The 10,909-nt window shown below is 69.3% G+C and carries 12 protein-coding genes and 1 pseudogene; 6 read left to right on the top strand and 7 right to left on the bottom strand.

Going from position 1 to position 10,909, the window contains the following annotated elements; genetic code table 11:
• Positions 1–2: 2 nt before the first annotated feature.
• From JWQ81_RS36955 to entS, 3 genes are all read right to left on the bottom strand, one after another.
• Positions 3–236: an MbtH family protein gene (locus JWQ81_RS36955; RefSeq protein ID WP_297549059.1), complete on the bottom strand. Its 234-nt coding sequence runs from the start codon at positions 234–236 to the stop codon at positions 3–5.
• Between the two features lie 101 nt (positions 237–337).
• Positions 338–1,138 carry an alpha/beta hydrolase gene (locus tag JWQ81_RS36960; RefSeq protein ID WP_297549060.1) on the bottom strand — a complete coding sequence of 267 codons (801 nt, stop codon included), beginning with the start codon at positions 1,136–1,138 and terminating at the stop codon, positions 338–340.
• 4 nt (positions 1,139–1,142) lie between these two features.
• On the bottom strand, positions 1,143–2,447 hold the full coding sequence (entS, locus tag JWQ81_RS36965; RefSeq protein WP_297549062.1) for an enterobactin transporter EntS: 1,305 nt from the start codon (positions 2,445–2,447) through the stop codon (positions 1,143–1,145).
• Positions 2,448–2,507: 60 nt separating this feature from the next.
• On the opposite strand from entS, the gene JWQ81_RS36970 reads away from it, so the two are divergent.
• The 3 genes from JWQ81_RS36970 to JWQ81_RS36980 are packed head-to-tail and all read left to right on the top strand — an operon-like array spanning position 2,508 to position 6,090.
• Positions 2,508–4,112, top strand: coding sequence for a (2,3-dihydroxybenzoyl)adenylate synthase (locus JWQ81_RS36970; RefSeq protein ID WP_297549064.1), 1,605 nt, complete (start codon positions 2,508–2,510; stop codon positions 4,110–4,112).
• Positions 4,109–5,110 (top strand): iron chelate uptake ABC transporter family permease subunit, encoded by a 1,002-nt coding sequence (locus JWQ81_RS36975; RefSeq protein WP_297549066.1) that lies wholly within the window; start codon positions 4,109–4,111, stop codon positions 5,108–5,110. The genes JWQ81_RS36970 and JWQ81_RS36975 overlap by 4 nt, the downstream gene beginning before the upstream one ends.
• Complete coding sequence (locus JWQ81_RS36980; RefSeq protein WP_297549068.1) at positions 5,107–6,090, top strand: iron chelate uptake ABC transporter family permease subunit; 984 nt, start codon at positions 5,107–5,109, stop codon at positions 6,088–6,090. Before JWQ81_RS36975 ends, JWQ81_RS36980 begins: the two co-directional genes overlap by 4 nt.
• Before the next feature lie 41 nt (positions 6,091–6,131).
• On the opposite strand, the gene JWQ81_RS36985 is transcribed toward JWQ81_RS36980, so the two are convergent.
• On the bottom strand, positions 6,132–7,454 hold the full coding sequence (locus tag JWQ81_RS36985; RefSeq protein ID WP_297549070.1) for a salicylate synthase: 1,323 nt from the start codon (positions 7,452–7,454) through the stop codon (positions 6,132–6,134).
• Between the two features lie 201 nt (positions 7,455–7,655).
• On the opposite strand from JWQ81_RS36985, the gene JWQ81_RS36990 reads away from it, so the two are divergent.
• Entirely contained in the window at positions 7,656–7,805 is a 150-nt protein-coding gene (locus tag JWQ81_RS36990) for a hypothetical protein (protein WP_297549072.1), read from the top strand.
• 17 nt (positions 7,806–7,822) lie between these two features.
• Here the strand turns inward: JWQ81_RS36990 and JWQ81_RS36995 are convergent, their stop codons facing one another.
• On the bottom strand, positions 7,823–8,266 hold the full coding sequence (locus JWQ81_RS36995) for a helix-turn-helix domain-containing protein (RefSeq protein WP_297549074.1): 444 nt from the start codon (positions 8,264–8,266) through the stop codon (positions 7,823–7,825).
• Positions 8,267–8,397: 131 nt separating this feature from the next.
• Here JWQ81_RS36995 and JWQ81_RS37000 point away from each other — a divergent pair.
• Positions 8,398–8,753 (top strand): annotated as a pseudogene (locus JWQ81_RS37000) (aldo/keto reductase); the annotation flags it as partial.
• On the top strand, positions 8,735–9,403 hold the full coding sequence (locus JWQ81_RS37005) for a crosslink repair DNA glycosylase YcaQ family protein (RefSeq protein ID WP_297549086.1): 669 nt from the start codon (positions 8,735–8,737) through the stop codon (positions 9,401–9,403). The pseudogene JWQ81_RS37000 and the gene JWQ81_RS37005, both read left to right, overlap by 19 nt.
• 46 nt (positions 9,404–9,449) lie before the next feature.
• Here the strand turns inward: JWQ81_RS37005 and JWQ81_RS37010 are convergent, their stop codons facing one another.
• Complete coding sequence (locus JWQ81_RS37010) at positions 9,450–10,685, bottom strand: DUF6596 domain-containing protein (RefSeq protein WP_297549076.1); 1,236 nt, start codon at positions 10,683–10,685, stop codon at positions 9,450–9,452.
• The coding region (locus tag JWQ81_RS37015; protein WP_297549078.1) for a YciI family protein at positions 10,682–10,909 on the bottom strand (228 nt) is incomplete at its 5' end. The genes JWQ81_RS37015 and JWQ81_RS37010, both read right to left, overlap by 4 nt.

Genomic DNA, 10,909 nt, shown 5'->3' on the forward strand with positions numbered 1-10,909 from the left:
GCTCAGGACTCGCTGCCGGCCGAGTCCGCACCGTCCATGGCGACCACGAGGCTGCGCGGGCGCATGTCCACCCAGTTCACCTCGATGTGGTCCAGGCACGCCTGGCGGCTGTCCTCACCGAAGACGACCGTCCACCCCGCGGGGACCTCCGCGAACACGGGCCACAGCGAGTACTGGCCCTCGTCGTTGATCAGCGCGAAAAAGCGGCCGGTTTCGTCGTCGAACGGGTTCGTCACCGAGATTCACTCCCTCTCTAAGTTAGCTGAGCCTTACCTTAGACAAGGGAGTACCGGGAGTCCACCGCCGACGGTGGCCAAGAACGTGACCAGCGCGACTTCTAGTGCCTGAAGAACTTCAGCAGCAACGCATTGACGTCGTCGGGGCGTTCGAGATAGCCGTAGTGACCGCACCCATCGAGTTCCTCATACGACGCCGACGGGATCGCTTCGGCGACTTCGCGTCCCAGGTGCGGTGGCAGCGTGACGTCGTCGGCGAACCCGACCACCAGGCAGGGCACCTTGATCCCGCGATAGGCGGGCAGCCTGCTCTCGGTCATGCCCAGCTCGAGCTGCGCGCGCACGCCGTCGGTCCACAGCGTCGGCGACATCTCGAAAACGTCGAGCCAGTCCTGAAGCGCGACGTCGTCGTTCAACGTCCTGGGCGAGAGGTTCTTCAACGCCCGCACGATCGCTTCATGCCGAGCCGGAAGCCGCAGGCCGCTTCCTCGCAGCTCGCGTTCGGCTTCGCGGACCGCCGTTCGCATCGCGTCGTCACGTCCGCGCGTCGCGAGCAACACCGCCTGGCGAACCAACTCGGGCCGGGCCAGCGCCAGTTCCTGGACGACCTGCGCACCCATCGACGTCCCCATGAGCCGGCAGGGCGCGAGCCCGAGGTGCTCGATCAGGCCCACGGTGTCCGCGACGAGGTCTTCGATGGTGAAGCCGCTCGTGCCGCCGCTCGGCCCGATTCCGCGGTTGTCGAACGTGATCACGCGGTAGCCGGCATCAACGAGCGCAGGCACCTGATGCAGGAACCAGACCCGGCCGCTCGCCCCGGTACCCATCACCAGCACCACCGGCTCGCCGGAGCCCGTTTCGGTGTAGTTCAGCGGGATCCCGTTGATCTCGACCAGTGGCACGGACTCAGCTCCTCGTGCCGGATGCGGCAAGTTCGTCGGCGGACGGCGACAGCAGGCTCGCCGCCCGCAACTTCGGCATGGCCATGGCGGTGAGCGCGACCCCTGCCACGCACACCAGCCCACCGGCGAACACCGCGCCCGAGGCGCCCAACCACCGTCCGACTAGCCCGGCTTCCACGTTACCGACGGCCGTCCCGCCCGTCGCCTGCGCGAGCCACACACTGCCGACCCTGCCCTGCAGGTGATCAGGCGTGTAGTGCTGCAGCAACGCCCGGCGCAGGATCTCCGACACCGTGTCGCCGAGGCCGGCCAGCGCGAGGAACGCCAGGGCCGGCCACAGGCTGCCACTGAGCCCGAAGCACGCGATCGCCAGGCCCCACACCGTGACCGCGGCGATCAGCGTGCGCCCGGTGTGGCGGACGCGACCGGTCCACCCGCTGGTCAGCGCGCCGAGGAAGGCACCGATCGCGGGAGCGGTGTAGAGCAGGCCCACCGCTGCCGGGCCGCCGTCGAACACCTGCGTGCCCAGCTGCGGGAACAGGGCGTACGGCATGGCGAACACCATCGCCCACACGTCGAGGACCAGCAGACCCGCGACGACCTGGTTGTGGCGGACGAAGTGGAACCCTTCGACGACCGATCGCCACGGATGCTGCTTCGGCTCGTCCGACGGCGCGGCCGGCAACGAGGGCAGGAACCACATGAGCGAGACGCCGATCACATACCCCACGGCGTCGACGCCGAAGCACACCGCGATCCCGGGTCCGGCCGCGACCAGACCGGCGAGTGCCGGGCCGATCATCGCGCCGAACTGGCTGGTCACGGTGAACAACGCGCCCGAAGCGGCAATGAGTTTCGGGCCGACGAGCGTCGGGACCGCCGCCATCAGAGCGGCGCCGCCGAGTCCGTTGATCCCGCCGGCGAACACCGCGGCGACATAGACGAACCACAGCATCGGCGACGGCAGCGCCGCGTTGATCGCGAGCCCGGCGAGCACCACGGCCACCGCGGCCCGCGTACCGAGCACGACCTTGCGCCGGTCCAAGCGGTCGGCGAGCACCCCGCCGACGAGCAACCCGAGCAACAACGCCAACCCGAACACCAGACTGACCAGGCCGACCTGCAGAGAGGACTCGGTGAGCTGGAAAACCTGCAGGTTGACCCCGACATTCGTCAGGCTCGAGCCGACCACGGTCAGCGTCTGCGCGGCGAACACCCGGCGGAACGGAACGCTGGTGCGCAACGGCGCGACATCGACGACCAGTTCTCCAAGCCGCAAGGCCGTCATCCCCTCGAGTGCTTCGTCCAACCGTCTCTGGGCATCGGCTAGCCTAACCTAACTTGATCCCATCACTACGTAGGAGCGGGAATGCTGGACGGCTGCGTGCCCTGGCCACCGGAGACGGCCGAAAAGTACCGCGAGGCCGGGTACTGGGCAGATCGTCCGCTCGACACGCTGCTCACCGACGGCGCCCGCGTCCACCCGGATCGCACCGCGCTCGTCGGCCCCGAAGGCGACCGCTGGACCTACGCCGAGCTCGACACGAAGGCCGCCCGAATCGCTGCGGGCCTGGTCGAACTCGGTCTGCGCCGCGGCGACCGGGTCGTCGTCCAGCTGCCCAACATCAGCGAGTTCGTGGTCGCGATCTTCGCGCTGCTGCGGATTGGCGCGCCACCCGTGCTCGCCCTTCCCGCGCATCGCGAGAGCGAGATCGTCCCGCTCTGTGAGCTCAGCGAAGCGACCGCATACCTCATCGCCGAGGACGACGGTGCCGGCTTCGACTACCGGACGCTGGCGCGAACCGTGCGGAAGGCCGTGCCATCGCTGCGGCACGTCCTCGTAGTCGGCGAGGCCGAGGAGTTCACGGCGCTGCCCGAAGCGAAACCCGTCCCGCTGGACGACTCGGATCCGTCGGAAGTCGCGCTGTTCCTGCTTTCCGGCGGGACCACCGGGACGCCGAAGCTGGTCCCGCGCACCCACAACGACTACCTGTACAACGCGCGAGCCAGCGCGGAGCTGTGCGGGTTCGATGAGCACACCGTCTACCTCGTCGCGTTACCCGCGGCGCACAACTTCGCCTTCGCCTGCCCCGGCATCCTCGGCACGTTCGCCGCCGGCGGCACCGTCGTCCTGTCCCCCACCCCGAGCCCGGACGACGGGTTCGAGCTCATCGAGCGCGAGAAGGTCACCGCCACCGCAGTCGTCCCGCCGATCGCCCTGCTGTGGCTGGAAACCGCCGAGTGGAGCGACAACGACCTCTCGTCGTTGGCGCTGCTGCAGGTGGGCGGCGCGAAGTTCAACGCGGAGCCGGCCGCGCGTGTCCGTGACACGCTGGGCTGTACGTTGCAGCAGGTTTTCGGGATGGCGGAAGGACTTCTGAACTACACCAGGCTCGACGACCCGAACGAAGTCCTCATCGAGACGCAGGGCAGGCCGCTCTCGGCCGCCGATGAAATCCGGATCGTTGACGTCGACGGGGAACCGGTGGCGGACGGCGAAAGTGGCGAGTTGCTCACGCGCGGCCCATACACACTGCGCGGCTACTACCGAGCGCCGGAGCACAACTCGCGGTCGTTCACCGAAGACGGCTTCTATCGCTCCGGCGACCTCGTCCGCGCGCTGCCCTCGGGGCACCTCGTCGTCGAAGGCCGGGTGAAGGACCAGATCAACCGCGGCGGCGAGAAGATCCCCGCCGAGGAACTCGAAAACCACCTCCTCGCGCACCCCGATGTCCACGACGCAGCTGTCGTGGGCATGGCTGACGAGGTCATGGGCGAGCGCACCTGCGCGTTCCTCGTGGTCAAGAACGGCTCGGCGGCACCCATACTGCGCGAGCTGACGGCGTTCCTCCGCGAACGCGGGGTCGCCGCGTACAAACTGCCCGACCGGCTGGAAATCCTGGACACCTTCCCGCTGACCACGGTGGGCAAGATCAGCAAGAAGGCACTCGGCCGGCTGCTGGCCGACGGGTGAACACGGCGAACCGCAGGCGCGCCGCCGGACTCGGAGCGGCCGCGCTGGTGCTGATCGCCGTCGCGCTGGTCAGCGTCGCGGTCGGCTCTCGCTCGATGTCACTGTCCACAGTGCTCACGACGTTGTTCGGCGACTCCTCGCCCGACAACCACTTCGTGGTGTGGGACCTCCGGGTCCCGCGCACCCTCGTCGGCATCGCGGTCGGCGCATCGCTGGGTGTCGCAGGCGCGTTGATGCAGGCGCTGACCCGCAACCCGCTCGCCGACCCCGGCTTGCTCGGCGTCAACGCGGGAGCCGCGGCGGCGGCGGCGCTGTCGGTCAGTGTCTTCGGACTCACCGACCTGCGATCGTTCGTCTGGTTCGCCTTCGGTGGCGCTGCGATCGCCGGGACTGTGCTGTACCTGCTCGCGAGCGGCGGCCGCACCGGCGCCTCGCCCGTCCGGCTGGCACTCGCCGGCACGGCTGTGTCGGCCGCGCTCACCGGCATCACCCAGGCCGCGATGCTGCTCAACTCCCAGACGCTGGACCAGATGCGCTTCTGGACGGTCGGCTCGCTCACCCGCGTCGACGGCGCCACGCTCGCCAGGGTCGCACCGTTCCTGATCGCCGGCCTGGTGCTGGCCGGAACACTCGCCCGGCCGCTCAACGCACTCGCGCTCGGCGACGACGCCGGCCGCGCGCTCGGCGCGAACCTGACCCGGACCCGCGTCCTCACGCTGCTCGCGATCACGCTGCTCGCGGGTGCCTCGACGGCCGCCGTCGGGCCGCTGGTGTTCGTCGGACTCGCCGTGCCGCATATGGTCCGGGCCATCACCGGGCCGGACCAGCGCTGGGTGGTGCCGTACTGCATGGTCCTCGCGCCGGCCCTGCTGCTCGCCGCCGACGTGATCGGCCGGGTCGTCGCCCGCCAGGAACTCGACGTCGGGGTGGTCACGGCGGTGCTCGGCGCGCCGGTGTTCATCTTGCTCGTCCGGCGCAGCAGGGTGGCACAACTGTGAAAAGAAACCTTTTCGTTTCGGTACTGCTGCTCGTCGCGATCGTGGTGGTCGCCATCGTCGCCCTCGGCACCGGGCCGATCTCGGTGGCCCCGGCGGACGTCGTACGCACGCTGCTCGGCAACGGCAGCCGGGTCAGCAACTTCGCGGTACTGGACCTGCGCCTGCCGCGAGCCGTCGTCGCGATCCTGGTCGGCGCCGCACTCGGGATCAGCGGCGCGGTGTTCCAAAGCCTGTCACGCAATCCCTTGGGCAGCCCCGACATCGTCGGCTTCACGTACGGCTCGGCGACCGGCGGGCTGCTGGTGATCCTGGTGCTCGGCGGCAGCGCGGCCGCGGTGTCGCTCGGCGCCGTCGTCGGCGGGCTCGTCACCGCGCTGCTCGTCTACCTGCTCGCGTGGCAGAAGGGCGTCCGCGGGTACCGGCTCGTGCTGATCGGCATCGGGGTCAGCGCGATCCTGCAGTCCGTCAACTTCTACCTGCTGGTCAACGCCAGCGTCACCGACGCCGGCCGCGCGACGGTGTGGATCACCGGCAGTCTCAACGACCGTAGCTGGAGCGACGCCGTGCCGCTCGCGGTCGCGCTCGTGGTGATCGTGCCGGCGATCCTGCTCGGCGGTAAGTGGCTGAAAATGCTGGAAATGGGCGACGAGGCAGCGCAGTCGCTCGGCGTCCCGATCGAACGCAGCCGGCTCTACCTGCTGGTCGTCGGCACAGCGGCCTGCGCGGCGGCGACGGCCGCCGCCGGGCCGATCGCGTTCGTCGCGCTCACCGCCCCGCAGCTCGCCAAACGTCTCACCAGGGCGACCGGCCCGAACCTGCTGCCCGCCGCCTGGATGGGCGCACTTCTGGTGCTACTGGCCGACTTCGCCGCCCAGCGTGTCGCCGGTTCGACGTTGCTGCCGGTCGGAGTCGCCACCGCGGCCCTCGGCGGCGCCTACCTCGGCTGGCTCCTCTGGCGCCACCGCACCGCGAGCGCGTGAGGTGCACCCAGGCGGTCGCCGGGTGCACTCGCGCGGAATCGTCAGTGGGCGCGGACGACGAAGGGGGCGACGCTGGAGAGCTTTTCGCACGTCTCCTCGAACTCGCGCGCCGGCGTCGAGTCGGTGACGATGCCGGCGCCCGCGCGCAGCCACGCCTGCCCGTCCTGCTCGTACACCGCGCGCAACACGAGCGCCGCGTCGAGCGAACCGTCGTGCGACGCCGAAAGCACCGCGCCCGAGTACAAGCCTCGGCGGGTCTCGTCCAGCCTGAGGATCGCGTCCAGTGACTCGCGTTTCGGGATCCCGGACGCCGTCACCGCCGGGAACACCGCTTCCAGCGCGTCCCACGCTGTCCGCTTGTCGTCGAGCGTCCCACTGACCAGCGACGCCAGATGCTGAACACTGCCGCGCTCTTTGACGCCCATGAAGTCGTCGACGCCGACGGTGCCCGGACGGCAGACCTCACGCAGTTCCTGCTGCGAAGTCCGCACCGAAACAGCGTGCTCGAAGATCTCCTTCGGATCCGACTCGAGCTCGGTGCGTGCGGCGGCGTCCTCTTCGATACCCCGGCCGAACGCGCGGGTCCCGGCCAGCGGCTGCGTGACGACACGCCCAGCCGAGTCGACCGTCACGATGATCTCTGGGCTGAACCCGGCAGCCTGGCTTCCGTTGAGCCGCAAGAGGAACGAGCGAGCCGGCGTGTTGCTCGGGCGTCCGAGCTCGTAGGTGGCGACGATGTCGGCGGGGAACGGGATCCGCACGCTCCTGGACAGGATCACCTTCTGGTACTGCCCCTGCCGGATCTCCTTGACCGCCTGCGCGACGCGCTCCCGATACGCGTCGCCGCCGGTGCGGACATCGATCTCCGACGTCGTATGCGCGCCGGCCTCGGCCGGGGTGTCCAGCAGCTCGCGCACGCGGGCGCGTTCGTCGGCGTTGACCCCGCGGAGCAGCACCCCGTCGGAATCGATCCGGACCTCGGTCCGCGGCACGATCAGCCTGGCCAGTTCGCCGGTCGGAGCCGCGGAACGCTGCGACGCGAGCGACTCGATCATGCCCGCGAAGTCGAAGCCGAGCCAGCCATAGGCGTTCCACTCGGTGATCGGCAGCGCGTCCAGCGCCCGGCGCAGCGCGTCGGCCGGCGAGCCCGACCACGGCCGCGAAACCTCGTCGCCGTCCGCCAGCCGGACCGAGACCTGACGCGCGTCCAGGGACACCGTGGCGAGCGCGCCACCGGCAAACGTCCAGGTCCCGCCGTTCTCGTAGACCACGTAGTCGTCGAACAGCCCCGTGCGGGCAAGCCTCACCACCAGCGGAAGAGGATCCGGTACGGCGGTGAAAAACTCTTCCTCGTAGAAACCCACGAACTCTCCTCGTACGCAGCCGATCCGGCCTTGATCCGAACCTACTTAGGCTATGCAAACCTAACTAGGGAGGTCAAGGACTGCGACGCCCGTCACCGAGACGGCGGCACTGGCAGGCGCTGGCGACGCTCTCACCGAAGGTCGGGCTGCTCCACCGCCTGTGAGAACAGCCTCACCCAGCTCCCGGAGACCGTGGGGACCATGCGCGAGCTCATCGAACTGCGCGCCGAGCACAACCAGGAGTCCAGCCTCCCCGACACGATCGGCCAACTGTCCCGACTACGCGAGCTCTCGCTGCGAGGAAACACCCTCGAACGTCTGCCGGAATCCGTCGCGGCGAGGCTGATATGACGCCTTCGTTCCTTGGTTCAGGCGGTGCGGGTGTCGTGCGTCGCACGGTTGGCGAGCACATCGTCCATGTGCATCTCGGCCCAGGTCTTGAGGCCGCGCATCATCTGGTGCAGTGAGAGGCCGAGTTCGGTCAGCTCGTAGGTGACCGTGACGGGCACGGTCGGCGTCGCGGTGCGGATGACGAGACCATCACGTTCCAAGGAGCGCAGCGTCTGAGTGAGCATCTTCTGGCTGACGCCTGCCAGCAGCCGAGACAACTCCGAGTAGCGCATCGACCGGGGTTCGCCGGCGCAGGCGGCGCCGAGCTGATGCGAGCCGTCGCTGCCCAGCCCAGCCAGGATCAGCGTGACCCACTTGTCGGAGATCCGGTCGAGCAGCTTGCGGCTGGGACATGCCGCCAGGAAAGCGTCATATTCCGCCTTGGTCTGTGCCCTCTTCTGGGCCGCCGTCTTCGTAACCATCGACCACTCCTCTAACCCGTGGGTGTCTTACGCACTCCGAGGTGCCTACTTCCTATTAGGAAGTTACCTACCCATGATGGAGCAAGGAGCCGTTAGGCACCACCACCTGGTTCAACAGAAAAGGTCGAGGCATGAGCACGCTCTCCCCTTCCTTTCCCGGCGGCACCTGGACGCTGGGTGGCCTGACCGTCACCCGGTTCGGCTACGGCGCCATGCAGCTCGCCGGACCCGGGGTCATGGGGCCACCAGCCGACCCTGACGGCGCACTCGCCGTCCTCCGCGAGGCCGTCGACCTCGGAATCACCCACATCGACACCAGCGACGCCTACGGGCCGCGCGTCACCAACCGGCTGATCCGTGAAGCGCTGCACCCGTACCCCGAATCGCTGCACATCGTGACCAAGGTCGGCGCGACCCGGGACCAGCAGGGCGGCTGGCCCCCGCCCGGCAGCCCGAAGATCTGCGCCAATCCGTCCACCAGAACCTCGAGTACCTCCGCCTTGCGGTCTGCAAGCGCAGGAACCCCAGGAACCGTTCGTCGGGCTCTGGTCACGGCTGCGTGCCTTCGACCCGGCCGCACTCGACGACCTGATGATCGCGCGACGCGTGGTGCGGACCCACCTCATGCGCCGCACGGTGCACCTCGTCACCGCCGACGACGCACTGGCTTGGCGAGCCCGCCACGACGCCATGCTGCGCCAACGAGTACTCGGCGAATACCACCGCGAGTTCGACAGAGTGGACCTCGACGAACTCGCGACGGCTGCACGGGCGGTGCTGGCAGACGAGCGGCCCCGCACGATGCCCGAGCTCGGCCGGACGCTCAACGCGCACTGGCCGGCCGTTGGACCGCGGGCCCTACCCGCGTTCGACAACGCGATCCTCGGCTACCACGACCGCAGCCGGATCATCGACCACGCCCACCGCGGCCTGTCGGTCGCCGGCGAGCGCGGCGTGCTGGTCGACGGCCGAGTCACCGCCACGTGGACCGCTGAGGCAGGGACCGTGATCATCGCCCCACTGCGCCGCTTGTCCCGAGCCGAGCACACCGCCGTCGCCGAGCAGGAGCGGGAACTAGCGTTGTTCCTCTCCGACGACGACAGCGATCGCGTACAGGTGGCAGCGTTTCCTCGTTGAGCGGCACATCGTTCGCCTTGCCAGGTCGCGAGTACGAGATCCCGGGCTACCCCAACTGGTCGCGGCGGCGAGTCAGGTAGGCGGTCTCGGCGGTGTTGCCCGCCAGCTCGATGGCTTTGTCGTAGGCCGCTCGTGACTCCTGGCTGCGGCCCAGTCGGCGCAGCAGGTCGGCGCGGGTGGCGTGGTATGCGTGATAGCCGGCCAGCTTGTCCCCAAGGCGGTGGACGGCAGCCATCGCCACCTCGGGGCCGTCGAGCTCGGCGACCGCGATGGCCCGGTTGAGGGCGATGATCGGCGAGGGCTCAAGGCGGACGAGCTGGTCGTAGAGGGCGACGACCTGCGACCAGTCGGTGTCGCGCATGTCGCGGGCGGAGGTGTGCACGGCATTGATCGCCGCGAGAATCTGGTAGCGACCCGGAGCCACCCCGGCCGCGGCAGCGGCGAGGCGCTCACGCACCAGCCGGTGCCCCTCGGCGATCAGCGCCGCGTCCCAGGCCCCACGGTCCTGCTCGTCGAGGGCGACCAGTTCGCCGCCGGCCGAGACCCGGGCGGTGCTGCGGGCCTCGATGACGAGCATCAGCGCCAGCAGCCCGGCCACCTCACCGTCGTCCGGCAGGAGCGCGCGGATCAGGCGAGTGAGCCGGATCGCCTCGGCGGTCAGGTCGTGACGTACGGGATCGGTGTCGGGGCCGGTCGCCAGGTAGCCCTCGTTGAAGACGAGGAAGAGGACGGCGAGTACCCCGGAGACGCGTGCCGGGAGATCTTCCGCGGGCGGCACGCGGTAGGGGATGCGAGCCGCCTTGATCTTGGCTTTCGCGCGGGTGATCCGCTGCCCCATCGCGGTCTCCTGCACCAGGAAGGCACGGGCGATCTGAGGCATGGTCAGACCGCCGACCATGCGCAGCGTCAGCGCCACGCGGGTCTCCATCGCGAGCGCCGGATGACAGCAGGTGAAGATCAGCCTGAGCCTGTCGTCGTCGATGGCGCCGGGAGGCTCGAGCGAGTCGTCGCCGTACACCAGCTGAGCCTCCTTCTGCTTATCTTCGCGCTTGTTCTCGCGACGGATCCGGTCGATGGCCTTGCGGTTGGCCGTGGTGGTCAACCAGGCGCCGGGGTTGGGGGGTACGCCGTCGGCAGGCCACCGCTCGACGGCAGTCGCGAACGCCTCGGCGGCTCCCTCCTCAGCGATGCCGAGGTCACCGAAGCGCCTGGTCAGGGCGGCGACCACCCGGGCCCACTCCTCGTGGTGGGCCCGGGTGATCGCCCACTCGACGTCGCTCACTGGAACGGCCGCACCTCGATCTTCCGATCGCAGACCTTCGACGCCTCGGTGGCGAGCTTCAGTGCCACATCCAGATCGGGGGCTTCCCACACCCAGACGCCGGCGAGGTACTCCTTCGACTCCACGAAAGGCCCGTCGCTGAACACCGCCTGCTCGCCCCGGTTGTCGATGACCGTGGCCGCGTCGGTGTCCGCGAGTCCGCCCGCGAAAACCCAGTAGCCCTC

This window comes from Amycolatopsis sp., assembly GCF_025464955.1.
GTDB lineage: Bacteria > Actinomycetota > Actinomycetes > Mycobacteriales > Pseudonocardiaceae > Amycolatopsis.